General features: G+C 54.0%; 23 protein-coding genes and 1 pseudogene. 5 read left to right on the top strand and 19 right to left on the bottom strand.

Annotated features, from left to right (window positions below):
- Positions 1-89 precede the first annotated feature (89 nt).
- The 5 genes from moeB to KP014_RS06410 all read right to left on the bottom strand — a co-directional run bounded on the left by moeB (position 90) and on the right by KP014_RS06410 (position 5,335).
- Positions 90-1,550: a molybdopterin-synthase adenylyltransferase MoeB gene (gene moeB / locus KP014_RS06430; protein WP_036597429.1), complete on the bottom strand. Its 1,461-nt coding sequence runs from the start codon at positions 1,548-1,550 to the stop codon at positions 90-92.
- A 4-nt stretch (positions 1,551-1,554) separates the two neighbouring features.
- Positions 1,555-1,983 (bottom strand): M67 family metallopeptidase, encoded by a 429-nt coding sequence (locus KP014_RS06425; RefSeq protein ID WP_090834441.1) that lies wholly within the window; start codon positions 1,981-1,983, stop codon positions 1,555-1,557.
- On the bottom strand, positions 1,980-2,909 hold the full coding sequence (locus KP014_RS06420; RefSeq protein WP_036597430.1) for a PLP-dependent cysteine synthase family protein: 930 nt from the start codon (positions 2,907-2,909) through the stop codon (positions 1,980-1,982). The genes KP014_RS06425 and KP014_RS06420 overlap by 4 nt, the downstream gene beginning before the upstream one ends.
- Before the next feature lie 310 nt (positions 2,910-3,219).
- Positions 3,220-4,299 carry a hypothetical protein gene (locus tag KP014_RS06415; protein WP_175491896.1) on the bottom strand — a complete coding sequence of 360 codons (1,080 nt, stop codon included), beginning with the start codon at positions 4,297-4,299 and terminating at the stop codon, positions 3,220-3,222.
- A gap of 265 nt (positions 4,300-4,564) precedes the next feature.
- Positions 4,565-5,335, bottom strand: a complete 771-nt coding sequence (locus KP014_RS06410; RefSeq protein WP_036597443.1) for an IclR family transcriptional regulator — start codon at positions 5,333-5,335, stop codon at positions 4,565-4,567.
- 259 nt (positions 5,336-5,594) lie between these two features.
- Between KP014_RS06410 and KP014_RS06405 the strand changes: the two genes are divergently transcribed.
- Both KP014_RS06405 and KP014_RS06400 read left to right on the top strand, forming a co-directional pair.
- A complete protein-coding gene (locus KP014_RS06405; RefSeq protein WP_036597434.1) occupies positions 5,595-6,626 on the top strand; it encodes an alpha/beta hydrolase in 1,032 nt (343 codons plus the stop codon).
- Positions 6,627-6,697: 71 nt separating this feature from the next.
- Positions 6,698-7,864, top strand: a complete 1,167-nt coding sequence (locus KP014_RS06400; RefSeq protein ID WP_036597436.1) for a Fe-Mn family superoxide dismutase — start codon at positions 6,698-6,700, stop codon at positions 7,862-7,864.
- A 129-nt stretch (positions 7,865-7,993) separates the two neighbouring features.
- Here KP014_RS06400 and folE read toward each other — a convergent pair whose 3' ends face one another.
- The 5 genes and pseudogenes from folE to KP014_RS06375 form a co-directional block, all read right to left on the bottom strand.
- Entirely contained in the window at positions 7,994-8,587 is a 594-nt protein-coding gene (folE, locus tag KP014_RS06395; protein WP_090834442.1) for a GTP cyclohydrolase I FolE, read from the bottom strand.
- A gap of 51 nt (positions 8,588-8,638) precedes the next feature.
- Positions 8,639-8,893, bottom strand: coding sequence for a YneF family protein (locus KP014_RS06390; RefSeq protein ID WP_036592897.1), 255 nt, complete (start codon positions 8,891-8,893; stop codon positions 8,639-8,641).
- A 139-nt stretch (positions 8,894-9,032) separates the two neighbouring features.
- A pseudogene (gene queG / locus KP014_RS06385) lies at positions 9,033-10,196 on the bottom strand (tRNA epoxyqueuosine(34) reductase QueG); the annotation flags it as partial.
- 45 nt (positions 10,197-10,241) lie between these two features.
- Complete coding sequence (lepB, locus tag KP014_RS06380; RefSeq protein ID WP_036592900.1) at positions 10,242-10,859, bottom strand: signal peptidase I; 618 nt, start codon at positions 10,857-10,859, stop codon at positions 10,242-10,244.
- A gap of 180 nt (positions 10,860-11,039) precedes the next feature.
- Positions 11,040-11,459, bottom strand: coding sequence for a GNAT family N-acetyltransferase (locus KP014_RS06375; RefSeq protein WP_036592901.1), 420 nt, complete (start codon positions 11,457-11,459; stop codon positions 11,040-11,042).
- A gap of 497 nt (positions 11,460-11,956) precedes the next feature.
- Between KP014_RS06375 and KP014_RS06370 the strand changes: the two genes are divergently transcribed.
- Positions 11,957-12,565: a superoxide dismutase gene (locus KP014_RS06370; RefSeq protein ID WP_036592903.1), complete on the top strand. Its 609-nt coding sequence runs from the start codon at positions 11,957-11,959 to the stop codon at positions 12,563-12,565.
- A gap of 218 nt (positions 12,566-12,783) precedes the next feature.
- Here KP014_RS06370 and mutY read toward each other — a convergent pair whose 3' ends face one another.
- Both mutY and acpS read right to left on the bottom strand, forming a co-directional pair.
- A complete protein-coding gene (gene mutY / locus KP014_RS06365) occupies positions 12,784-14,034 on the bottom strand; it encodes an A/G-specific adenine glycosylase (protein ID WP_425517255.1) in 1,251 nt (416 codons plus the stop codon).
- A 138-nt stretch (positions 14,035-14,172) separates the two neighbouring features.
- Positions 14,173-14,571 (bottom strand): holo-ACP synthase, encoded by a 399-nt coding sequence (acpS, locus tag KP014_RS06360; RefSeq protein ID WP_036600573.1) that lies wholly within the window; start codon positions 14,569-14,571, stop codon positions 14,173-14,175.
- A gap of 229 nt (positions 14,572-14,800) precedes the next feature.
- Here acpS and KP014_RS06355 point away from each other — a divergent pair, with 229 nt between their 5' ends.
- A complete protein-coding gene (locus KP014_RS06355; RefSeq protein WP_036600571.1) occupies positions 14,801-15,625 on the top strand; it encodes an alpha/beta hydrolase family protein in 825 nt (274 codons plus the stop codon).
- A 97-nt stretch (positions 15,626-15,722) separates the two neighbouring features.
- On the opposite strand, the gene nadE is transcribed toward KP014_RS06355, so the two are convergent.
- From nadE to KP014_RS06340, 3 genes are all read right to left on the bottom strand, one after another.
- The gene (gene nadE / locus KP014_RS06350) at positions 15,723-16,532 is read right to left on the bottom strand and encodes an NAD(+) synthase (RefSeq protein WP_090834443.1); all 810 of its coding nucleotides are present in this window, start codon (positions 16,530-16,532) and stop codon (positions 15,723-15,725) included.
- 108 nt (positions 16,533-16,640) lie between these two features.
- On the bottom strand, positions 16,641-17,075 hold the full coding sequence (locus tag KP014_RS06345; protein ID WP_036594445.1) for a BrxA/BrxB family bacilliredoxin: 435 nt from the start codon (positions 17,073-17,075) through the stop codon (positions 16,641-16,643).
- A 113-nt stretch (positions 17,076-17,188) separates the two neighbouring features.
- Positions 17,189-18,889: an ATP-binding protein gene (locus KP014_RS06340; RefSeq protein WP_139210623.1), complete on the bottom strand. Its 1,701-nt coding sequence runs from the start codon at positions 18,887-18,889 to the stop codon at positions 17,189-17,191.
- Between the two features lie 184 nt (positions 18,890-19,073).
- Between KP014_RS06340 and KP014_RS06335 the strand changes: the two genes are divergently transcribed.
- Complete coding sequence (locus KP014_RS06335) at positions 19,074-20,339, top strand: BaiN/RdsA family NAD(P)/FAD-dependent oxidoreductase (protein WP_090834444.1); 1,266 nt, start codon at positions 19,074-19,076, stop codon at positions 20,337-20,339.
- 137 nt (positions 20,340-20,476) lie between these two features.
- Here the strand turns inward: KP014_RS06335 and KP014_RS06330 are convergent, their stop codons facing one another.
- From KP014_RS06330 to KP014_RS06315, 4 genes are all read right to left on the bottom strand, one after another.
- Positions 20,477-21,739 (bottom strand): ABC transporter permease, encoded by a 1,263-nt coding sequence (locus KP014_RS06330; protein ID WP_175491898.1) that lies wholly within the window; start codon positions 21,737-21,739, stop codon positions 20,477-20,479.
- A gap of 19 nt (positions 21,740-21,758) precedes the next feature.
- A complete protein-coding gene (locus tag KP014_RS06325) occupies positions 21,759-22,475 on the bottom strand; it encodes an ABC transporter ATP-binding protein (RefSeq protein ID WP_036590093.1) in 717 nt (238 codons plus the stop codon).
- Positions 22,476-22,565: 90 nt separating this feature from the next.
- On the bottom strand, positions 22,566-22,802 hold the full coding sequence (locus KP014_RS06320; protein ID WP_036590091.1) for a hypothetical protein: 237 nt from the start codon (positions 22,800-22,802) through the stop codon (positions 22,566-22,568).
- Positions 22,803-22,894: 92 nt separating this feature from the next.
- Positions 22,895-24,202, bottom strand: a complete 1,308-nt coding sequence (locus KP014_RS06315; RefSeq protein ID WP_246590651.1) for an MFS transporter — start codon at positions 24,200-24,202, stop codon at positions 22,895-22,897.
- Positions 24,203-24,454: the final 252 nt, after the last annotated feature.

Genomic DNA, 24,454 nt, shown 5'->3' with positions numbered 1-24,454 from the left:
GGTCCGGTGAGCCTTCCATGCTCACGTGTATCAAGCGTAATGGTTCGGCAATGGGCCTACTATAATGAGTTTTATAAGTAATACATGCATCAGTACTGCGCAATCCGGGGATCTATTTCCTGCGCCCATGCATTCATGCCGTCTTTCAAATTCAGCAGTCTGCCGGTATAGCCGGAATCCCGTAAAGTTCGAATCGCCATCACGCTGCGCTGCCCAATTTTGCATATGACAACCGTATCCCGCTCGGGATCAAGCTCCGCTTTCCGGCGAACGATCTGGCCGAATGGAATAGCTTTCGTTCCTGGCAGCTTCCCAATCGCAAGCTCATGAGGCTCCCGGATGTCAAGAATTTGCACCTGCTCCTCGTTGTCAAAGCGTCTTTTCAGCTCGGCAGCCGTAATCTCCTCGATAGGCTCTTCTTCGGCAGGCTTCTTCAAACCGCAAAATTCTTCATAGTCAATAGGGGATGTAATGGTAGGATGTGTTCCGCAAATGGGGCAGTTCGTGTCTTTGCTGAGTTTAAGCTCCCGGAACTTCATCTTCAGCGCATCGAACAACAGCAGTCGATTGATTAGTGGTTCACCCTTGCCAAGGAGCAGCTTGATCGTTTCATTCGCCTGAATGCAGCCGATGATACCGGGAAGAACGCCGAGAATCCCACCTTCTGAGCAAGTGGGGACAAGTCCGGCTGGAGGCGGCTCCGGATACAGGCAGCGATAACAGGCTCCTTCCTGTGCATAGAACACGCTGACCTGCCCCTCAAACCGGAATACGGAGCCGTACACGTTCGGCTTGCCCAATAAAACGCAGGCGTCATTGACCAAATATCGCGTCGGGAAATTATCCGTTCCATCCACGACCACATCGTAATCCTTGATAATGTCGAGGGCGTTCTGACTGGTCAGTCTCTGTTCGATGGCAATTACGTTTACTTTCGGATTAATGCTCTTGATCCGATCCTTCGCGGATGCAATCTTCGGTCTGCCGATATCGCGCGTACCGTGAATGATCTGCCGCTGCAAATTCGTCTCATCCACGAAGTCAAAATCGACAATGCCGAGCGTCCCGACGCCCGCGGCCGCCAAATACATGGCGATCGGCGCGCCAAGTCCTCCGGTTCCGATCAGCAGAACCCGGCTTTTTTTGAGGATACGCTGTCCTTCAACGCCGACCTCCGGCAGAATAAGGTGACGGCTGTACCGGGTAATTTCGTCTTTGGTCAGTTCGGGAAGCCCGTCAAGGTCCGGGCTCCCGACTCCTTCCGTTTCAGTCGGCGATCCGCCGGCAATGGAAGGCACAAGCATTACGTCGTCTCCATCCGACAAGGCTGTCTGTAGGCCGTTCTTTTGCCGGATGTCCTCTTCATTCACATAGATGTTCACATAGCTGCGCAGCTGACCCTGATCGTTAAACAAATGTCGCCGAAGATCGACAAATTGTTCGGTTAGAACAGCCAACGCCTCTTCAACCGTGGCCGCCTCCACGCCGATTTCCGACAAACCGTCCGTAAAAGAGCGCAGGGCGGTAGGGATAAGCAAACTTACTGTCATATGGCTAATCCTCCCTAATAATAGTTTCAAAATGGAACGCAGAACGGTCACTGTTCAGTTCCCAGGAAGTCAATTCTCCTGCCTCCCTTTGTGCAACCGCAACAATCAGATAGGAGTAGGTTGGCCAGGCATGCTCCAAGTCGAACGCGGAGGGACGCGCTGGATGATCGGGATGCGAATGATAGAAGCCGAGAACATCCAGCTTGTGCTTTCGGGCGTACAGTTCGCTTCTCATGATGTCTTCCGAGGTAATGAGGAAGCGGTTATGTCTGGCCTGCTCTTCCCGGGAATTGGAAATCGGAAGCAGCTCGCTTACCACCTTCGTCTGATCCTCGCCCAATTTCCCGAACACAATACCGCAGCATTCGTGCGGGTAATCCTCCTCGGCGTGTTTATTGATTTGATCGATATGCTCCTGCTTCAGATGGATCATGTGGCATCTCCCCTTGTCCACAGCTCGTCGCTCAAATACCGGAGCCCGCTGTCGCATAGAATGGTAACGACGACTGAACCGGGAGGGACGGTCGCAGCCAGCTTCAGTGCAGCATGCACATTTGCCCCCGAGCTGATTCCGACCAGCAATCCTTCTTCCCGCGCCAGCCTGCGCGTCATGGCGTACGCTTCCTCGGTTTCAACCTCAATCAGCCCGTCGGCTACCGTCTGGTCGTAAATTCCCGGCTTAAGCGTCGTCGCCAGGTGCTTCATTCCTTCCAATCCATGCAGAGGCGAATCCGGCTGCATCGCGACGGTTTGGATCGCCGGATTAAATTCCTTCAATCTTCTGGAGGTTCCGATAAAGGTTCCCGACGTACCCATGCCGGCGATAAAATGAGTAACCTTATGATCCGTCTGTTCCCAGATTTCCGGCGCGGTCGTCTCGTAGTGCGCTTTCCAGTTCGCATCATTATTGTATTGGTCGGGATAAAAATACCGGTCGGCCTCAAGCTCCGCTATCCGCTTGGCTTCAAGCTGCGCGCCATCCGAGCTTTGCAGCGGGTCCGTCTCGATAATTTCCGCGTGATAAGCCCGCAGAATTCGCTTGCGTTCGACATTCGCGTTACCCGGAAGGCACAGGGTCACTTTGTACCCGAGAGCCGCGCCGATCATTGCGTAAGCAATGCCGGTATTGCCGCTCGTTCCGTCGATGATGGATTTCGCTTTGGTCAATTGCCCCGACTGGATTCCCTGCAAAATCATGGCCTTTGCGGCACGGTCCTTGACCGAACCGCTCGGATTAAGCTGCTCGGCCTTCACATACACGCTCACGTCCGTTCGCCCCAGATCCTCCGTCACATTCACAAGACGTATAAGCGGCGTATTGCCGATAGATTCAATAATCCTGTATTGGTTATTTGCCAATGTGAAGTCCCCTAACCTGCTGGCTCTTTCGCCAGTTTTTCCGCAACAACTTCATGTCCAACTATTCCGAGCTATATTGTAGGAATAACTTGATTTCATTATAGCAGTTCGCCATTTTTCTGTCTAGCCGCTTCTTTGAAAAAAAGACATTTTCTCCTTGGAATAGACAAGCTGCAAGCCTCTCCTGTTGAATTGATCTGTACGGCAGGTATCCTTCGTTGCTTGATGCTGCTGGCAGAGGCTTCGCATACAAAAAGGCGTAGGATTCCGATGTTCGGACCCGCGCCTTTCTTTTTTAAGATGACAGATTTCAATGAACCGGATAAGCAATAATTGATGCTTTGCCCGAGCGATATTCCAAAAAGTAGCTGGTTCTTAAAGCCGCGCTGTAACCTGCAAACTTGGAATCGCTGTTGCCCGGCCAGGCTTGATTCGTTACAATCGCCGCTCCATTTGCCGAATACAAGGACCAGGTATGTTTAGCCAAATCCCCTACAAATAGCTGATTATTGATGAGTTCCGTTTGCCATCCCGAGTGATCACCCTTATCGGCAAAAATCCCTTCCAGCACCTTGCTCTTGATCCCCTTATCCACATTAATGATTTGATAATATGGCTGGATTTCAGTAGATTTGGGCCGAAGGACATTTGGCGGAAAAGGCTGGTACACCGAATCATACACGTTAGAGCTGAACAATAACGCATTTTTTTCGCTGATTTCAATGTTGAAATCCGTGTTAAAGTCCTTGAATAGAGTCTCTTTCTTCGTATACAAATTCACCGTTTTCGCAAAATAAACCTGGTTCATAATGCCCGTTGCCATATATTTAATCGCCAAATAAGGGTAGCCTTTAAAATCCCAATCCAGCACACTGACATACTCCCAATTGTTGTCCACGACCTTAGCGTCATAGCTGACACTCGGCTTCTTCCAAGGATACTGATACAGATTGAAAGCATCTAATCTTTGAACCATAATTCTTTCATTCGCTTTTCCTGCAGGAGCAACCCATTTGATCTTATCCCCGTCCTTAAGGCTTAGCGGAATTACTGATTTCGAGAGAACGGCTCCCTGATAAGAAAACACGGTTTTCGAAATCGTATTGCGGTTTGTCTTCTTCAGCAGCACAATCTTCTCGGGCTGTTTAGCCACTTCCACGTCCAGCACGGGAGAAGCGTCGTCTGAAAGACTCGTAAATTTATTTCCTTGTAAATCAGCTAATAGCACTTTCCCCGCTGTACGGTCAACCAGAACGGCCGCATGATCACCTGCTGAAAGGATGTCCGTGGTTTCAATTCTTGGGGGCAAACTCTCATCCGCGTATGCGGAGTTGGAAAATAGAACCGCCGCTATAATGATGGAGCACCAATAAGCTAATCTTTTCATCATAACCTCCCGCTTGACCTAAGATTATATGTAAATCTTTCTCTCCCTTCGACAATGTGTTCGCCGCTAATATTTTGAGAAATGATCCTGGTGTCTGCAACTAGCACCATTGTATTCCAATTTATGTATAATATCCATGACGCAAATGCACTATATGACACTGCATATGTGAGAATATAACTGATATGAACTTGCTAGTATTTAAAAAAGCCGGGGGCAGTTCAGGACTTCACGTCCATTACTGCCTCCGGCTTTTATGTTAGATAAATCAGCTCACCATAAGTCCCATTTCCGCTGCCGCTTCCTTCAGTACATCCGAGTATTCGACCAGCGTCTCGTGGGACAGCCTACTGACCGGCCCGGACAGCGACAGGGCGGCAGCCACCTCGCCGCTTCGCCCAATAACGGGCACGGCGACAGCGGCCGCGCCCGGTTCTCGTTCCTCAAAGCTGGTCGCATATCCCGCCCTTATCACTTCTTTCAATTGATCCGCATACCCTTGCCGGTCAATTGCCTGCGGCCAGTCCTCCTCTTCCAGCAGTTCCTTTCGGACCTCCGGAGGAGCGTATGCAGCCAGCACCTTGCTGGAAGCTCCGACCGACAGCGGCAGCCTGGCGCCGATCTGCGCCACTCGCCGGATGGCCTGGTTGCTCTGCACCGCCTGAATGCGCACCCGTTCCAGTCCGTCCCGAAGGTACAGGCTGACCGTCTCTCCAAGCCGGTCGCGCAGCCGCTCCATCGCCGGCAGCAGCAGTGTGCCCGGGTTCTCCGAGACCGGCAGATGGGTCGACAACTCCCAGATCCGGATGCCGAGCCTGTATTTTTCCGTAGCCGGGTTGCGGGTGATGAATCTTCTATCCTCAAGCGTAGTCAGCAGCCGATGCACCGTGCTCTTGTGCAGACCGATGCCCGCGGCAATCTCAGTCAGGCTTAGATCGCTGTCTCTTGTAAAGCACAACAGAATATCGAGCGCACGCTCCACGGCGCGCACCGTCAGTTTACGGTCGTCATCCACGGGTCTCTTCCTTTCATGTTTCATCAAATGAAACACGGTTACGATTTTTTCAGTCATTTATATCTTAGCAAAAGTCTGTGAAAAGTCCAGCAGATTCACTCCGCCAGGGAGAGCTGGGCGGTACTTTACAGTTACATTACAAAAGGAGCCGATTCGTTGACTTTGAGGTAACATAACCATACGATAGATTACAAGTGCAAACGAATCCACTTATCCGATGCGTGATTTACCCGAAGAATACTCCATGCTGTAAGTACTCGCAAAACTTTTAGGAGGGGACCTTATGGATCTTACACATCCACGCACCGGCACGACGGTCTCCCCAAGGCCGAAAGACCGTCAGTCCGACAAGGCGCCGCAGCTGTCCCTGCGGTTGATTCGCATAAAGCATATTATTGTGGCACTGCTGCTGTCCGTTTTCTTTTTTCTCGTGTTCTGCTTTATCTCGCTGCACGCTTATATTACCTGGGTGCTGTCCAATCCGACGGTCGCCCCGCTTTTCTCCAATCCGGCATTATCGAAAGGTCTGAAATACGAGGACGTGACCTTTCCGGCGAGCGACGGCAGCCGCAATATCCAAGGCTGGTACATTCCCTCCAAGAACTCGGCCAAGACGATCGTGTTCAGCCACGGCTATGGCGCCAACCGCGAGGAATCCTGGGTTCCGATGTACGATCTCGCCCATTTTGCGCACCGCCTGAATTTCAATGTCATTATGTTCGATTACGGCTTCGCTTCCCACAGCAACAAAGACGTTGCGACAGGCGGTAAAAAAGAGTCCCGCGAGCTCCTCGGAGCCATCCAGCTTGCCAAGCAGCGCGGAGCGAAGGAGATCGTCGTGTGGGGCTTCTCCATGGGTGCGGGCACCGCTCTGCAGACAGGGCTGGTTACCAAGGATGTGGACGCGATGATTCTCGACAGCACCTTCCTGCTGGAGCCGGACACGCTGTATCACAACATCAGGCAGAACATTGATCTTCCGCGCCATCCGTCCCTTGAGATTATGGAAATGCTCTTTCCGGTTCTGAACGGCACAGGCCTGAACCAGATTCCTTATGCCGAAGTAAAGAGTGAAGATTATCCTTTTCCGATTCTGTTTATGCATGGAACGCAGGATGAAAAAGCGCCTTATCCAATCGCCGAGAAGCTGGCCGCGAATCAAACCAATCCGTATTCCGGCTCCTGGATTGTGGAAGGCGCTCATCATGAGCTGCTGTTCCGCGAGCATCCCCGCGAATACCTGCGCCGGGTTTCCGCCTTCCTAAGCAATGTTCCGCAGGCGAAAGCCGCTGAGGAGAAGCAGCAGATCAACTAACGCCTCACATAGTACAACCCTCTCCGCTCATACCCTATAGGGAAAGACATATTACGGGAGGGCTGTACGCCATGCTGTATGAATATGGGCCACCATCATCTGTACGAATATTGGAGGAAATCAGATTTTGGAAAAATCAGGAGAAGGAGAATACGGCGCTCATTAAAATCGCCTTTCCTGAACTGGAAGTTCCTTATGTGAAGCTGATGGATGATTGGGCTGCCGTCTTCACTGCGACCGAGAACGCCGCCCGGAGCCTGCTGGAGACAGCGCTATCCCCTGCCGCTCCGGGCGGAACCGATTCAACCGAGGTTGAACATCTGGCGGCAGCTGCTGGCGAGCAATCCCGGGAATTTATCCGCCAGCTGAATGCCATTCATGAACAGAACCCCGCCCTCAGAGGAGCCGCGGAGGAGACCTTCCTGCCCCATGTTATCCGCGAGACGGAATATTTCCTTGGCGTTCTTAACGGGCCGGGGTATTCCGGAGCGCCTTTCGGAACTGCCAGGGATGCTTCCGCAAGCCTTTCAGAAGGAGCGTCCCCCGAGTTCTCCCCCTCCGGTCCGGGCGATCAAGAACTAACGCATCCCCCCTCCAACCGGGATCTGGCTCCCGTACCGATTGGCGGGCATAAGCTTCCGCCACTGCCGTATCCCTACAACGCCCTTGAACCCTACATCGATGAGAAGACTATGCGGATCCATCACGACATACATCATAAGAGCTATGTGGACGGCCTGAACAAAGCGGAGAAAAAGCTGGCGGACGCCCGAAAGAGCGGAGATTTCGATCTGGTCAAACATTGGGAACGGGAGCTTGCCTTTAACGGGGCCGGCCATTATCTGCACACGATATTCTGGGACGAAATGTCCCCTCATGGCGGCGGACGCCCAACAGGAGCTCTCTTGACGGCCATAGAGCGGGACTTCGGAAGCTATAACGCCTTCAAGAAGCAGTTCAGCGAAGCCGCCGAGAAAGTGGAGGGCGGCGGTTGGGCCATACTCGTCTGGAGCCCGCGAAGCCATAGGCTGGAAATCCTGACAGCAGAGAAGCATCAGAACCTGTCTCAATGGGATGTTGTCCCGCTGCTCGCTCTGGATGTGTGGGAGCATGCCTACTATCTGAAGCACCAGAACAAGCGCGGCGATTATATCCAGGACTGGTGGAAGGTCGTCAACTGGCCTTATGTATCCGAGAGATATGCACAAGCAAGCAAGCTCGCCTGGAAACCTTACTAAAAATAGCCCCACGAAGTGAAGCCTTAATTTCGAAGCTTATTCCAAATACTTTGCTTGGACCCCGAATATTTCAGTTAAATAAACCGGCCCCCTGAAAAGTTTCAGGGGGCCGGTTTGCCGCCGATACCGTTATTCCTTGATTAACGATAGAAATTCCGCCCGGGTGGCCGGGTTCTCACGGAAGATTCCCCTGACAGCCGAGGTAACCGTCTTGCTGCCCGGCTTCTTGACGCCCCGGGCGCACATGCACAGATGCTCTCCTTCAACAACCACCATTACACCATGCGGACTCAGCACTTCGGTCATAATATCGGCGATCTGCGAGGTGATGCGCTCCTGCACCTGCAGGCGGCGCGTCACGGCTTCCACCAGCCGCGCCAGCTTGCTTAGCCCGGCAATACGTCCGCTCGGAATGTACCCGATATGCACCTTGCCGAAGAAAGGAGCCATATGGTGTTCGCACTGGCTGTAATAGACGATATCCTTTACAATAACGAGCTCTTCATGGGACTCATCGAAGGTAACACCAAGCACTTCTCTCGGGTCGACGGAATAACCGGCAAAAATCTCCTCGTACATCCGCGTTACCCGGGCAGGCGTCTCGAGCAGTCCTTCCCTTCCGGTATCCTCGCCGATCAGCTCCAATATTTTCTGAACATGATACTCTATCTTCTCACGGTTCGCCGATACGCTGCCGTTCACATAATCTTTGACTCCGCCCATGAAACTTCCTCCTTCAGACCGTCCGCGCTAACAAGCGGAAGCCCGGTCCGGTTACTTGCTCTTTCTTTTTGGTCCTTTATTGCCGCCGGACGGACCACGTCCCGGCACGTTCTGGTTCTTCATCATTTGCTGGGCGCGCTGCATTTGCTTACTGTTCAAATTATATCCCATCTGCTTGGCAACCTTTTGCAGCATCTCCGGATCATTCTGCATGTTGGTCATTTGCTTGCGCAGATAATATACACCGATGAAGAAGCCGCCGATCAGCCCCACAACCAGTGTAATAATAGGAAGTGCAATATTCATTCAAAAACCCACCTCTGAGTTGTAATATGGCGCGCATCTTAACGCGCGCGAATCTATCATAGCATTTCAAGAACTGGACAGCAATTGGAAATCCCAAACTGTCTGTCCGGTTCTATTATTAAGGGTCCATTGGGCCTGCCAGCTTAGACTTAGCCCGGTGCAAACGTCCGGCAACTTCCTCATCCTGCTCACTCTCAAGCGCAAGCTCCACAGCCGCAAGCGCCGCTGCGCCGCCGATTGCGCTGAGCGCCCAGGCGGCCGCGCCGCGCAGCTCGGGACGCGGGTCCTTGAGCAGCACTTCCTTCAGCTTCGGCACGGCCGCCGCATCCTTGAAATTCCCGAGCGCGATGACTGCGTTGCGCTGGATGGGCTTTTTGCCCCTCCAGGCAGCGGCGCTGCTCCCGAATTTCTCCTTGAACTCGCGGTTGCTAAGGTCAAGAATCGGCAGCAGCAGCGGCTTGGCCTGCTCGGGATCGGGCAGCAGCTCTTGATGGTGGTCCCAGTTCTTTCCCCGGTTGTGGGGGCAGACAATCTGGCAAGTATCGCAGCCGTACAGGCGGTTGCCGATTTTGGCCATATAGGTCTCGTCCAAAAAGCCTTTGGTCTGCGTCAGGTAAGATATACAAGCCTGGGCGTTAAGCTCTCCAGGCCCGACAAGCGCCCCCGTAGGACAGGCGTCAATGCATTTCGTGCATGTGCCGCAGCCTTCCGTTACTGGCGTGTCGGGCGGAAAGGGGATACTCGTGACCATCTCGCCGAGATAAATCCACGAGCCCCATTTCGGAGAAATGATCGAACAGTTTTTGCCGCTGAAGCCGATACCCGCCCGCTGCGCCACCGCCCGGTCCACCAGAACGCCGGTATCCACCATGCTCTCCATTACCGCATCCGGCACCCGCTGCCGGATAAACGCTTCCAGACGTTCCAGCGCCTCACGCAGAACGAGATGATAATCCCGGCCCCAGGCCGATCTCGCCAGAATGCCCCTGCGCTCGCCCGGCTCGGACTTTGGAGGATCATCCATTTTGGACGGATATGCCACCGCGATGGCGATGATTGACTTCGGCTGCCCTTCCCGCAGGGCGGGAATCGTTCGCTTGTCCAAATCAGGCTCCTCAAAGCCGGAATCATAGCCCTTGTCCCGGTGCTCCTGCAGCAGATTTTTCAAAAAAAGAAACGGCTCCGCTGTCGCAAACCCGATTTCGTCAATACCGAGAGTCTGCGCCGCCTCCTTGATTTCATTCTTAAGGCTCTCCCACCTTGGGGACGGGGGTGCATAAGATGTATATTCCGGGGTGTTCATTTACCTCCGCCTCCTCTCAGGTCAGCTTGTACAGCCAATCTCATTCTATAGGGTATTCATTTTTGACAGGGGCCACCAAATATAGGCGGCTCTGCCGACAATCAATTTCAGGGGGACGGGGCCGAAGTAGCGGCTGTCTTTACTCGCACCGGCATGACGATTGTCACCCATGATAAAATATAGTCCTTTGCCGACGGTGACCGGCGCGAAATCGGCGTCCTCAATGATCGTATCCACATACGTCTCCTCGCTTGGCTTGCCGTTTACATACAGCCTATGCTCCCGCACTTCCACAATATCACCGGGTAGGCCAATGACCCGTTTAACCAAATATTCCTTCCGGTCAGGACCGGAGCTCGGATCATGCAGCACAATAACATCGCCGCGCTTTGGATTATCGAAAGCAAGGGTGATTTTGTTAATGAACAGCCGTTCGCCTTCGTATAGTGTAGGCTGCATCGACCTGCCTTTAACCATCGATATGTTGAACACGAACAGATTAAGCAGCGACATAACTGCGAATACCGCAGCCGCCGTAATCAGCCCGTCTTTCAATTCTGCCATCCATTTTCTGCTCCGGTTGGAGCGATACTTCTCCAGTCTGGAATACCGTTCGCTCCGTCTGCGGAACGACGGGTATTCCTCTTCAGGTTCCCGCTCCATAGTACACCTCTGATCCTGTGATCGGATAACGCCTTGACAATAGAAAAGCATATCTCCCAGCCGTTTGCAACGTAGGGATGATATGCTGAAGTAGAGAAGGAACCGTCTGCCGGCTCCTTTGGTGCTGCTCTTATATGGTGAGTGTTTCCGCTTTCGCAATGCCGGCTAACCTGCCCTCTATTACCCGACGATGCTCAGCTTTCGCACCGATTTAAAGATCTGGTTCTCCCCATAACCCATCGCTTCGTACAGCGGAAGGGCAGCCTCGTTATGCTCGTCGCCGACAACGTAAATTCCGTTGACCTTGCGCGCTTGAAATCTGCTCTCCATAGCCGATACAAGCCTTCTGCCGATTCCTCTGCGGCGAAAATCGGGATGAACGGCAATACGGAAATAACAACCATAATTTCTCTCAATCGTGCCAATCAGCGCTCCGACAATTTCCCCTTCTTCTTCCGCAACAACAATGAGATCGGAATCCCATGAAAGCTGTCTGGAGAAGGGCTCGATGGTCTTCTCGAAACATTCTTCAGATAAGGCGGCTTGCAGCAGTTCAGTCACTGGACTTACGTCGCTTAATTGAAAGGAACGAACTTGCATTCTTTACAGTCTCCCTTTTCTTTAGCTTTGGATTTTACAAAAAGAAGGAGTTCCCTTTATAATCCGGAGGGCGTTAAAAAGCATCAATTAACGAGGAATGCCTGCTTTTATTTCTATTAAAGCATATATTTCGGGCGATATCATTACTTTTATCGTGTAAGCGCTTGTAAGTAAGCGGATACATAGCACTTTATGCAAATTGTTCATCTTTCAGGAAAAATTTAGTGTATAGGTTTCTTTTTTCAGGAAATATTAACGTAGTTAACATCGGGTTTACATAAACTATGTCTATTGTAGGTCGGGAATTGCAGGTCGTTTTACTTTATAAACATTTTAGTTTGTTTAGTGTTGCATTCGATGCATATACGGTTTAATATGAATATGAGCTTGGAAGCAGGCCCTATTATTGACATTGACATAAAAGATGATGGCGCCCCGCAAGCGGCAGAGTCTTTTATCTATACAAATTCCAATTACAATTCAGGAGGGATTTTTCCATGGCATTTGAATTACCGGCACTTCCTTATCCAAATGACGCTCTCGAACCGCACATCGATGCTACAACGATGGAGATTCATCACGACAGACACCACAACACATATGTGACCAACCTCAACGCCGCACTGGAAAAGGCACCCGAACTGCAAGGCAAAGGTCTTGAAGAACTGATTTCCAATCTGGATGCCGTACCGGAAGCGATCCGCACCGCAGTACGCAACAACGGCGGCGGACACGCCAACCATTCCCTGTTCTGGGAAACGATCGGACCGAATGCCGGCGGTGCTCCAACCGGAGCATTGGCCAGCGCTATTGACAGCGAGCTGGGCGGCTTCGAGAAATTCAAGGAAGACTTCGCTGCTGCTGCAACAACACGCTTTGGCAGCGGCTGGGCTTGGCTTTCGCTCAAGGACGGCAAACTGGCCGTAACCAGCACGCCTAACCAAGACAGCCCAGTGATGGAAGGCGCGACTCCACTGCTCGGACTTGATGTATGGGAGCATGCCTACTACCTGAAATATCAAAACAAACGCCCTGACTACATCAAAGCGTTCTGGAACGTTGTAAACTGGGATGCCGTTGGCAAACGCTACGACAGCGCGAAGTAAACCGCTGGACGGCTTTGCCGATCAAAAGGCAGCGGGTTATGTCTTGTACAGCAAGTTTAGAACAACATTGAAAAAGGGATTGTCCCCGCGTGGGGCAATCCCTTTTTATGTTTACTTCGTTCCCTCTTCTACCAAATCGGCGCTTATGCACCGGCAGACCGGGCTTTGGCAATCTCACTAAAGCCGCTCTGGGATGGTAGACCATACCGCTAGGCAGCCTACCCGCCGGATGCGGCGGCGTCCCTTTCATCGAAGTAAGCGTTCAACAGCTTAAGGAAGACGTTCGGAAAAGCGTATTGCGCCATATCCCCGCGTCCGATCCAGCGCATTTCCGTCCGTTCCGCGGATTGCCCGCTCTCGTCGGCGAAGAGCTCAGGCGCCTCTGAGGACGTACGCTGCGCAGCGTACGGCGCCCGCGCTTCCGCCGCCACAGGCAGCGGAAGCTCCTCCTCCCTGCAGCGGTACACCTGCAGGGTCCAATGGATATGGCTGAACGTATGCTCGGCAGCCATAAAATGCTCCTCCGGCCGGGCGGCGATCCCGGCCTCGGCCAGGGACCGGCGCAGCCGGTCCATCGCGGCCGCGTCTCCCGGCCGCGCGGCTCCGGCGCCGAGAACCTCCGGCGCCGGCCAGTGCGGCAGCTCCCACATGCGGGCCAGAAGCCCGCTGGATGGCCGCTGCCGGATAAGCACCCGGCCCGCGTGCTCGCCGCGGCCCTCCACCAGGGCCGCCAGCCGCGTTTCCGGGCGCGGCGGCTTGGCCTTGGTCTTGACGGGCAGCGAGGTCTCGCGGCCCGCGAGCCGCCCGGCGCAGCGTTCCATCACCGGGCAGACCAAGCAGTGCGGCGATTTCGGGGTGCAGACCAGCGCTCCGTGTTCCATCAGCGCCTGATTGAAATGGGACGCTTCGCCGCTGGGAATAAGCTCCTTCGCCAAAACTTCCATTTTGACCCGGGTCTTGGCCTTGGCGATATCGTCTTCGATCAGAAAGAACCGGGAGAGCACCCGCATGACATTCCCGTCCACTGCCGGCTCCGGCTGATTAAAAGCGATGCTGAGAATCGCCCCCGCCGTATAAGGGCCTACGCCCTTCAACTCGAATACCGCTTCGCGGTCGTCCGGGACTTTCCCTCCGTAGGATTCCTTCACCTGTCTTGCGGCATGCTGCAAGTTCCGGGCCCTGGAGTAATAGCCGAGCCCTTCCCAGCATTTCAGCACCTCTTCCTCCGGCGCATCGGCCAAGGACTCAATCGTGGGAAACTTCCCGATAAAGCGGTTGAAATACGGGATGACCGTATCCACCCGGGTCTGCTGCAGCATAATTTCCGATACCCATATATGATACGGGTCGCGGGAGCGCCGCCACGGCAAATCGCGCTTCTGCCCGTGGTACCACTCCAGCAAATAGCGGCTGAAGAACGTCATGTCCTCACGCCTCTCTATTTCCCGCTGTTCTTCATCATGTGCCATGGTTACGCTCCTTGCTGTTCAAATTCTGAAATTTTATATGCTATCGCTCCTACAGTTCCAAACTTCCCCTTCGTTACTCCTTACCCTGATGTCATTTTTCAAGTTCATCTTATATATGTTGAAAAGCCCGCTGCCCGGCTAATGCAACCGCTGTTCGACGACGGCAAAGGCCGATGCCAAATCCCGGGTGTGCGTAATCGTAAGGTGAATGACGTAATCGTATCCTTCCGGCAGATTCAGCCTTCCCCAAGCTTCGCCCGAAATGGCCGCTTCCGGCCTGCCCAGCTTCCCCGGGAGTATTTCAATATCCGTAAATCCCAGCACCGCCCCGATTCCACAGCCGAACGCCTTGACGATGGCCTCCTTGGCCGCAAACCTTCCGGCGGCATACTCCGCCGTGAGACCGCCCCGGCTTCCCGCCACGGAAAGCTCGCCTTCGGTCAGGACGCGGCGCGCAAACCTGCCGCCGAGCCGCCCTTCCAGCAGAACAGTGATCCGGTTAATCTCCAACACATCATGCCCGATTCCGTATATCAAGGGTACACGCTCCTCAATTCTGCTTTTTCCGCAAATTCATATGGGAAATGAAATAGATAGTATAGTTTTGAGGCAGGCTTTCTGCTATCTTAAGAAGAAACAGCTATGCCGCGCTTATAAATTCTTATATTTTAAAAGAAAACAGCGCCGAAGTCCATGCGCCGCTCCCGCGGCGGCTTCGGCACCCGCAATGGACTTCCATTGGCATACAGAGAGGAGACATTTTCTGATGAGTCGAAGCATCAATTTTGAAATCCCCGCGGGGGATGACTCCGTTCTGCGCTGCACCCGCTTTCCTTCCCGGGGAGAGGCAGGCAGCCTGATCGTAATCGCGCACGGCTATAAAGGGTTCAAGGATTGGGGAATGTTTCCTCATGTTGCGGAATCGCTGAGCGGCAAGCATGAGGTCGTGACATTCAATTTCTCCCATGGCGGAATCGGCGAGGATCTCCAAAACTTCACCGAGCTTGAGAAGTTCGCCCGCAATACATACCACCGTGAGCAAAAAGACCTGAACGTGCTGCTCTCCTATCTCAGCCAGCATCCAAAGCTCGGCGGACTGCCGCTCTTCCTTCTGGGGCACAGCCGGGGCGGAGGCGATTGTCTGCTGTATGCCCTTGATTCTCCCGGCGAAGTCGCCGGCGTCATTTCCTGGAACGGCGTCACCGATCTGGATCTGTTCACGGAGGAGCAGAAAAAGGACATGCGTGAAAAAGGCCGCGCCTATGTCCTGAACGGCCGTACCGGACAGCAAATGCCGCTGGACGCTGTCATTTTGGAGGACTTGGAGCGGCAGAAAGAGCGCTACAATATTATAGAACGAATGCGGACGGCCAAATTCCCGGTTACGCTCATTCAGGGAAGCAAGGACGGCCCCCGCCTGCGGCAGGGATCGGAGAAGCTGACCGCCATAAGGCCGGACATCGACTGGGTTCAGATTCCGGGGGGAGATCACACCTTTGGAACGGTCCATCCGTTTGCCGGGCCTACTCCGCAATTGGAGCAGGCAATCGCCGCGACCCAAGCTTTTATCGACCAAGTGCTGCGCTCCTAGCAGCCTTGTGACTGGAAGAGCTAATACCGCCGCGCCCGCCTGCATATCTGTCGCAGGGCTGCCGCGGCGGTGCGGTTAACATCGTACGTGGGTCGATTCAGATTCCGGGAATGGCGCTCCGCTTATACGCTCCTTTCCGGTAGAAGCTCTCCAGCAGCTCCGCCGCTGCAGGCTCCACCGGCTTTCCTTCCAGATAATCACTGCTGTCTTCGTACGTAATGCCACGCTTGGCTGCATCTGTCTGTCCGGCCCGCTGGTCAGCAGCCTTCGCCTCCGTGATGATTTCGGCCGGCACGCCGAGATAAGAGGCCAGTTCGCGAACCTGCCGATGGTTCAGGGAACGGAGCGGCTCAATATCGGCGGCTCCGCCTTCCCATGTGGTGCAGCTGCCGGTAATCGCTTCGGATGCATGGCCGGTACCAACCACCAGCAGATTGTTCTCCAAGGCGAGCGCATGCTGGAACACCATCCGCGTTCCCGCTTTGATATCTCCCTTACCCTGATGTGTCATATGGCGGTGCTGTCCGATAGCCTTCAAAGCATACTCCGTTTCAAGCGCAATCTCGTCAACCGCATCCCCGATATTCGTCTCCACCGTATGCTTAAGCCCGGACGCTTTGGCTGCCTCGTAGCTGTGCCCGAAATCCTCCTGCTCTCCATAAGGCTGGAACACGCCGAGGGTGATATATTCCTTGCCTTGCTCAGCGCTCAGCTCATCCGTCGCGCGCTTGCACAGGCCGGCAGCCACCGCGCTCTCCACACCCCCGCTTATAGCGATCAGCAGTCCCTTGATTCCCGATTCCAAGATATACGCTTTCAGAAAATCGGCTCTCTGCCGCACTTCAGCTTCCGCGTCAATCGCCGGTTTTACGCCGAGGGCGGCAATAATCTCTTCCTGTATGCTCAATGCAGCTCACTCACTTTCATCGCTCTAGCATCCTTTTATCAAAAATAATCCCGCAGCACCCAAAAAAACGGTACGGCGGGACGATATCGCATATGAGATTCTTAAGCCTTATTTACAGTAACGGTCGAATATATCCTTCAACTCGTCCGCGATTTCCGCAGCCGAACGGTTCTCTACGCCTTGGCGCTCGATAAAGTGCACCAGCTCCCCATCCTTCATCAGGGCGATCGAAGGCGAAGAAGGCGGGTAAGGAGCGAAATACTCGCGTGCTTTGGCAGTCGCTTCCTTTTCCTGGCCGGCAAAGACTGTGAATAAATGATCCGGCAGGGCGTCGTTCTGCAGCGCCTGGGCAACGCCTGGGCGGCATTGGCCGGCGGCACACCCGCACACGGAGTTGACAACAACGAGCGAGGTTCCCTTGGCGGAAGGCAGCGCGGCCTCTACTTCCTCCGGAGTTTTCAGCTCCGTGAAGCCGATACTGGTCAGATCGTCGCGCATCGGTTGAATCGAATCCCTCATATACTGATCAAAAGACATGGACATGGTTCAACACTCTCCTTTTCACCTAGGTTGTTAGATAACTTAATAGTGAAACTTACTAACTTTATTATACATTCCAACTCGATGAAAGCAAGCCGCTGCCAGCATTGAAATCTTTAACAGACGATCGCTTCTTTCTCCTGCTTCTCATATGGAAAGGAGACGGTAAATACGGTTCCTGCTCCCTGGTGGGAATCGACGGCAATCGAGCCGCCATGCCGTTCGACGATACTGAGACAGAGCGGGAGGCCCAGCCCGGTTCCCTGTTCCTTCGTGGTAAAAAATGGTACAAACAACTTTTCCAACTCTATATCCGACATTCCGCTTCCCGTATCCTTCACCAGCAGCTCTACCTTTTCGGAGACACAGCGGGTCTCCAGCGTAAGCACTCCCTTCGGCTCCATCGCTTCCATCGCATTGCGCCCGAGGTTCAGAACAAGCTGCTTGATTTCTTTAATATTGAGCCGCAATACGGGCAGCTTGTCGCACAGCCTGAGCTCGACGCTTTGCCCGCGAAGATTTGCGTCCGCCCACAGCAGCGGAGCCAGTTCTTCAATCACATCGTGGAGATTACTGTCCTCCTTACTGGAGAGCCCGCTCTGCGCTAGCGACAAAAAGTCGTTAATAATGCTGTTGGCCCGATCCAGCTCATCCATGACAATCCGGTAATAGGACTCCATGTCCGAAGGACTCTTTTCTCTCATCAGCTGCAGGAAGCCACGCACCACCGCCATCGGATTGCGGATCTCATGGGTAATTCCCGCCGCCATCTGGCCTACCAGCGTCAACCGCTCGACATGACCCAGCTCGCTTCGGATATTCTCTTCCTCCGTCATATCCTGGATGATCAGAACCATTCCCGCTTGCTGTCCCTGCTCCTTCGGAACCAGAGGGGCGGCCAGAACATACAGAACTTTCCCGAGACAAGTAACTTTTCCCATAAACCTTTGCTTAAGGATAATGCTGTCCAGCAAGTGATCCAAATCCTGATTATCGTTCAGCTTCAACTGATGCACCAGGTCGAATAGTGTACAGTTTAGAACATCGGTCCTCGTTATATGCGGGATCTCAATTTCCAACTTTTTCATCGATGTTTCGTTAATACTGGTGATCCTGCAGTTATCATCAACGGAAATGATGCTTAACGGGACCATATCGGTAATCTGCTGAAGATCGTCTATTTCCCGTCTGAATTTCTCCGACATATTGGCGATGAACTCCTCAATCTCGCGCTTGTCCCAAGCCGATTCAAGCATATAAATCAATGCACCGCCGAACAAGGGGTTTAAAAACAGCATGCAGAGGATAAGCGCATTTTTTTCATCCTGCAATCTGGAGAAATCATTCCCGTCAAACAACGATGTAAGCGCTATAAATAACATGGACGGAGCCAGTACGATCCAGAGCATGGCAATCTTTTCAACGACGGTTCCAAGCTTGAATCTATTGGCCATGCCGAATAGCAGCGGATACATTAATATGCCGGAATCAAGCAGCACATGGCTTTGCGTGACCGGATAGGAGAATACATAAGTGCATACCGGCAGCATTACGGCAAGCAAGGCGCGGGAACGGAAGCTTCCATATAACATACCGATAAATGCGGGCAGTATTCCCCAGTTGAAATGGATAATCCCGAACAGATTGCCGGACAGCAGAGAGCAAAGAACAAGACTCAGCGCGCAGGCTATCGCAAGAAAGGCATAATCATCCGAACACCGAAGATTTCTGCGCGTGATATGGCTTTGATTCAGTCTCCACTGAAACAGCAATAAAAATGAGGAAGCAGCGGCCATTTGCAATAAAATATCTTTCACCGCAGTTGTAATTGTGATCACCGTCCGACTCGGTAAATTGATCTGTAAGCTTAGAATTAAGCATACCCTGTTTACTTACAATAAGGAAGGTCAAAGAAGAGCGGGACTGGCCCCGCCCGGGGCGGTAATGGTATGATGACCCTAGATTACCCGCAGCACCGCAATTTGCTAAAGGAGCCATTTCATGAGTGAATATGATATCATCGTCATCGGCGGCGGACCTTCCGGTCTTATGGCGAGTGTAGCCGCAGCCGAGCACGGAGCCTCCGTGCTGTTGATTGACAAGGGGACCAAGCTTGGCCGCAAGCTGGGCATCTCCGGCGGAGGCCGATGCAATGTAACCAATATGAAGGATACCGCTGAGCTGATCGCCCATATTCCGGGCAATGGACGATTTTTGCACAGCGCTCTTCGCCATTTCGATAACCGTTCCATAGTCGCTTTTTTTGAAGATTTGGGAATCAGATTAAAGGAAGAAGATAACGGCCGAATGTTTCCCGTTTCCGACAAAGCCGCAAGCGTCGTCTCTGCTCTCGTCAGCAAAGTAAAAGATCTCGGCGTTCAGATCATGACGGACAGTCCCGTCCGCGAAATACTATATGGACCAGACCGCGTCCAAGGCATTCTGCTCGCTTCCGGCAAGAAGCTGACGGCCTGGGCGGTCGTTATCGCGACCGGAGGCAAATCGGTTCCGCATACCGGTTCTACCGGCGACGGTTATTTCTGGGCGGAGGCTGCGGGGCATACCATTACGGAGCTGTACCCGACGGAAGTGCCGATTGTATCACGCGAGAACTGGATCAGGTCCGGAGAACTGCAAGGGCTTTCCCTGCGCGACGTATCGCTCTCCGTCTGGAATGAAAAGGGCAAACAACTGATCTCTCACAGGGGGGATATGATCTTCACCCATTTCGGGCTGTCCGGTCCGATTGCGCTGCGCTGCAGCCAGTTTCTGCGGCAGGTGCAGCGCAAGACAGGAAAGGAGTCCGTGGAGATGTCGATTGATCTATTCCCCGATTCGCGGCTGCACGAGTTGGAAGCGAAGCTGCGCGACAAGCTGGAGGCAGAGCCGAAAAAGGCGATCCGCAACGCGCTGAAAGGGCTGCTGCCGGAACGGCTCATTCCGCTCTTGCTGTCCAAAGCGGGAATCGACGGCGACCTTACGGGCCCCCATCTCTCCAAAAGCGCCCAGGCGGCGCTTGCTTCCCTGTTGAAGCGCATGCCGATTCTTGTCCACGGTACCCGTCCGCTGGAGGAAGCCTTTGTTACAGGGGGCGGCGTCCATTTAAAGGAAATCGATCCCGGAACCATGCAGTCCAAGCTGATGACGGGTCTGTATTTCTGCGGTGAAATTCTGGATATACACGGATATACGGGCGGGTATAATATTACCGCGGCTTTCTCAACAGGGTATACAGCCGGAATGCATGCCGCGCAGCAGGAAGCCTGAAGGTGGTTCTCCTAATTTTTGAGAGCAATTTCACTTACCCCATCAAACGAAAAATGAAACACCATTTACCGTAAATCAAAACCAGCGCGAACGAAGAGTCCCTCTGCGTTCACGCTGGTTTTCGATTCTATGCGTATTTATCGAGCCAGGCGAAGAGCTGTAAACACTCTGGCAGCCATAATGCCGATCACTGCGCCGGCGGGTAAGAATACCGCAAGCCCCCACCAGCCGTACAGCGGCACTGAGACGACTGCCGCACACAATATGGAAAAAGGAAGCAGAAGAATCGGAACCGCCAGGCTCCCCGCGTCCGCTTTCCGGCCTTTGCTGAACGGGAGCAGCGCGATAAATTCCTCACCCGCGAAAATTTTCCAGTAAGAAACCAGCCAGGAGGCCATCAAGAAGACCAGCACAATACAGACAGCCCATTTCAGCATTCCCGGTACCATCAGAACCGCCACGGCACCCACCCCGGAAAACTGAAGATACAGTTTAAGATGTCCCGAATTTCGTATAAACGCCTTAATGGAAGCGCCGGCCAGCCGGTTTTCGGGAGAATTAGAGCGCAGCAGCGGCCGGGATTTACGGAAGATCCAGGGCTTATGCCGGGTCGGCCGCGGCTTATCGATGACGCCTCTCAGCAGAAGTCCCGCTATCTTCATCCTCTGCTTGAAATCCTCGCGAACGTCGCCAAGGAACGTGCCGCGCAAGGCCAGCCTTGTGCGCAGCCCGGCAGCCGCCACCGCCGCATACACGGCAGCGGCAAGCAGCAGCAGCGCCGGATGGGCGCTCCAGGCCACGGCGGCGCGAATGTACAGCCCGCTGGGCAGCCATGCGGCGAGCAGCATCCACAGCCACCTGCGCCAGCCCTGCTTCTGTACCCTTACATTGTGCGTGAGCAGCTTGACGCATGTCCCGCAGCACAGACTCAGAAACAGCAGCGCTCCCGCGTCCGTCCCGCTTAGCCCGTAGCCGCGAACAAGAAACGGCAGCAGGAGCAGAAAGCCTGCCGTAATTTTCAGCGCTGTCACCAACAGGCTGTACAAAATTCCGCCAAGCATGACCGTCCCTATCCATTTCTTGCGCTGCCGCAAGAACAGCAGGTCTCCTTCATGCAGCAGCAGCAGCATGCCGCCCTGCATCAGAAAGGCCAGCAGCGCCGGCAGGACGGCATAGGGAAGCATCGTAACCCATGCCGGAAGCGGCTCATTCCAGAACCCGTAATAAAATCTTCCGCCAAGCAGCCCGCCCGGGATGAGGATGTACAGAAGAACCGTCCAGTCCGCGGCGGTGCGGATGATGCTCCATTGTTCTTTCCAGTGGTGGCCAAGCCGCCTCCTCAGCAGGCTGCCAGGAGTCCGGATGCCATAGCCGCCGCGGGTTTCGTCTAAGTTGCTCATGGCTAACGTCTCCCTCCCATCATGCCAACGCATCGAAGCAGTCGAACAGCGAGGCTTCCGGCAGCCCCGCCGCTGCGCGGATATTTTCCAGCGTGCCGGAGGCCGCCACGCGTCCGGCGGATACGAGCACAAACGAATCGCAGATCTTTTCCGCCGTATCCAGCACGTGCGTTGACATCAGCACTCCCGCCCCCCGCCGCCGCTCCGTCTCCAGCAGACGCAAGAAGTCTTTGGTCGCGCGGGGATCGAGTCCGATAAAAGGCTCGTCTACGATATAGACGTCAGGCTGTACAAGAAATCCGAGCATCAGCATCATTTTCTGCTTCATCCCTTTGGAGAAGCCCGCCGGTAGGTCATTGCGCACATGCTCCATGCCGAACTGGCGGAGCAGCCGCTCCGCCGCCTCCTTGAAACTCCCATAGTCCAGTCCGTAAGCGGCAGCCGACAGGTCAAGATGCTCCCACAGCGTCAGCTCCTCGTAAAAGACCGGCTGCTCCGGCACATAGGCGTAAGAACCGCCGCCAGAACCGCCGATTTCCACCTTAGCCTTCGCATGCTTCAGCAAGCCGAGCAGCGTCTTGATCGTCGTGCTTTTTCCGGCTCCGTTCGGACCGATCAGACCGAGCAATTGACCGCGCCGGACCTCAAACGAAATATCCGCGATGCGGACATCCCCTTCCTCATATCCCGCTTCGGCTATGGAAACATCCAGTACAATTTCATCCCGCTCCGTCATCTCCTGTTCCTGTACATGCTCCTGTTCCCTTTCCGGTAAATCCGTTACCGCTTCTTCCCGCTCTGCCATTCGTTCCATCTCCCAAAAACGTTATAGATAAGGCTCCATTAATCGAACTCGCAATTCCTCTATAATAGAGGCCCCTTCATCCCCTGGCCCTGAGGTTCGCAAACGGAAATAAAGGCTGCCCAGCAGGCTTTTCACATTCGTAAGAATCTTATATTCCTGGTCCCACTCTTCCGTTTTGTCCCACTTCAAGAAAACCTTCGCCCCACGAGCATCCCTTATATTCTTCAATTGCCGTTTCAGTTCCAATTCAGATTCCAACCATTCACCTTCTTATCTACGCCGCAATCCCGCTCCAGACGCTAATACACATCTTACCATTTGATCACAGCTTTTGCAGCGATTCTTTAAGATTACACGGCAGCCGGTTCTTCCGGGATTCCCGCGCCGGCCCCGCGATCCCAGCGTTCGATCAATCCCCGCAGCAACAGCATTGCCGCGCCAAGCAGCAGGGTGAGCAGGCCGGAAACGATAAAGGCAAATACCGGACCTGAAGCCGTAACCAGCGCTCCGCCGGCTACCGGACCCAGAATGACAGATGTGCTGGTCAGGCTGCCCACCGTCCCAAAGACCCTGCCGGTGTAGGCTTCAGGCGTCCGTTTCTGCAGCATCGCCTGAAACGGAATGAAGACAAGCCCGGCTCCGGCTCCCGCCAGAAGAAAAGCGGAAAACAAAATGATATAAATAACCGTCCCCGGTCTGCCGGTAGCGGTCGCCACAGCCGCGCCGGCGAATACCGCTCCCATCAATGCCGCGCCAATGCCCATGAATAGAAGCGGATGCCGGGAGCTGCCCATCCGCCTTGCCAGCAGCGCCGCGATCAGAGTACCGAGCCCGCTTGCCCCTACGCACCAGCCCAGCAGATCGCCGCTAACGCCGGGAATGATCCGGAACAGCGTCACGAGCTGCGAATCGGCGATATTCAGCACGAGCAGCACTAATACGAGCATGAGAATGCCGCTGAGCACGGCGGGCATTCCGGCAATTATCCGCAGACCGGCAGCCATTTCCCGGCGGAAAGACTGCCGCTCACCAGCGCGGCCTTCCGTCCGGACCGCAGACCCCGCTCTGCGGTCCCGTGGCAGAGCGATCAGAATCACGGCCGATACCAGAAACGTTGCCGCGTCAATCAGATAACAGGCGGAGATGCCGAACATCGCCACAAGCAGACCGCCGAGGGCGGGACCAAGAATCTTCGTGATCTGCTCTACGGAAGAACTCATCGCAACTGCGGCATCCATTTGGGAAGCGGGGACCAGCTCCTTGAGCTTGCCGCTCTTGGCCGGTGAGAAGATCACATCCATCGTTCCCTTGAGCAGCAGCAGCACATAAACCTGAGTCAGCGATCCGGCGAATACAAGTGAGGCCACAATAACCGCACGGGCCACATCCGAGCCGATCATCAGCGCCTTGCGGTTCAGCCTGTCGGCAGCCACGCCGGCGAAAGGTCCGCCGAGCAGCATCGGAGCAGCCATACAGAGCGAGATGGCGGTAATCTCCCAGGGCGTCGCGTGCCATTTCAAGCCGACCATCGTCAGCAGCGCGAGCACATGGAGCCAATCGCCCACATTGGATATGAGCTGCGCCGAGAGCAGCAGCACCAGCGGGCGGCTCAGCGTCAGCTTGCTTTTTTGTTCATTGTCAGAGCTCTGATTATTCATTGCAATACCACTCCTATCGTCCCTTTGCTTCATAAGGCCATATTAAGACAACAGGAAACTTTATCCATCCGTCCAGAGGTGTAATCGCCGCTACCCGCCCGGGCTGATTTTGGTCTCGGTATAGGGACTGAAAGCATTTTGATTTTTAATAATTAAAAGTGTGCTCATTGTGACAAATCACATGTTTTTCTGCCATTTATTCACGTATTGTAAGGATATATACAGGTTCGCTGCACAGGTCCCTTGCTTTCA

It is taken from the genome of Paenibacillus sophorae, from assembly GCF_018966525.1.
Classification (GTDB): Bacteria; Bacillota; Bacilli; order Paenibacillales; family Paenibacillaceae; genus Paenibacillus_AQ; species Paenibacillus_AQ sophorae.
Note: the sequence above shows the minus strand (reverse complement) of the source record. Positions and strands in the feature narration are given on the sequence as shown.

What these genes read in the sequence shown, in the direction of transcription:
- moeB (WP_036597429.1), bottom strand. Translation starts at nt 1,550, where the DNA reads ATGACAGTAAGTTTGCTTATCCCTACCGCCCTGCGCTCTTTTACGGAC.
- KP014_RS06425 (WP_090834441.1), bottom strand. Translation starts at nt 1,983, where the DNA reads ATGATCCATCTGAAGCAGGAGCATATCGATCAAATCAATAAACACGCC.
- KP014_RS06415 (WP_175491896.1), bottom strand. Translation starts at nt 4,299, where the DNA reads ATGATGAAAAGATTAGCTTATTGGTGCTCCATCATTATAGCGGCGGTT.
- KP014_RS06410 (WP_036597443.1), bottom strand. Translation starts at nt 5,335, where the DNA reads ATGAAACATGAAAGGAAGAGACCCGTGGATGACGACCGTAAACTGACG.
- KP014_RS06405 (WP_036597434.1), top strand. Translation starts at nt 5,595, where the DNA reads ATGGATCTTACACATCCACGCACCGGCACGACGGTCTCCCCAAGGCCG.
- KP014_RS06400 (WP_036597436.1), top strand. Translation starts at nt 6,698, where the DNA reads ATGCTGTATGAATATGGGCCACCATCATCTGTACGAATATTGGAGGAA.
- folE (WP_090834442.1), bottom strand. Translation starts at nt 8,587, where the DNA reads ATGGGCGGAGTCAAAGATTATGTGAACGGCAGCGTATCGGCGAACCGT.
- KP014_RS06390 (WP_036592897.1), bottom strand. Translation starts at nt 8,893, where the DNA reads ATGAATATTGCACTTCCTATTATTACACTGGTTGTGGGGCTGATCGGC.
- lepB (WP_036592900.1), bottom strand. Translation starts at nt 10,859, where the DNA reads ATGGAGCGGGAACCTGAAGAGGAATACCCGTCGTTCCGCAGACGGAGC.
- KP014_RS06375 (WP_036592901.1), bottom strand. Translation starts at nt 11,459, where the DNA reads ATGCAAGTTCGTTCCTTTCAATTAAGCGACGTAAGTCCAGTGACTGAA.
- KP014_RS06370 (WP_036592903.1), top strand. Translation starts at nt 11,957, where the DNA reads ATGGCATTTGAATTACCGGCACTTCCTTATCCAAATGACGCTCTCGAA.
- mutY (WP_425517255.1), bottom strand. Translation starts at nt 14,034, where the DNA reads ATGGCACATGATGAAGAACAGCGGGAAATAGAGAGGCGTGAGGACATG.
- KP014_RS06355 (WP_036600571.1), top strand. Translation starts at nt 14,801, where the DNA reads ATGAGTCGAAGCATCAATTTTGAAATCCCCGCGGGGGATGACTCCGTT.
- KP014_RS06345 (WP_036594445.1), bottom strand. Translation starts at nt 17,075, where the DNA reads ATGTCCATGTCTTTTGATCAGTATATGAGGGATTCGATTCAACCGATG.
- KP014_RS06335 (WP_090834444.1), top strand. Translation starts at nt 19,074, where the DNA reads ATGAGTGAATATGATATCATCGTCATCGGCGGCGGACCTTCCGGTCTT.
- KP014_RS06330 (WP_175491898.1), bottom strand. Translation starts at nt 21,739, where the DNA reads ATGAGCAACTTAGACGAAACCCGCGGCGGCTATGGCATCCGGACTCCT.
- KP014_RS06325 (WP_036590093.1), bottom strand. Translation starts at nt 22,475, where the DNA reads ATGACGGAGCGGGATGAAATTGTACTGGATGTTTCCATAGCCGAAGCG.
- KP014_RS06315 (WP_246590651.1), bottom strand. Translation starts at nt 24,202, where the DNA reads ATGAATAATCAGAGCTCTGACAATGAACAAAAAAGCAAGCTGACGCTG.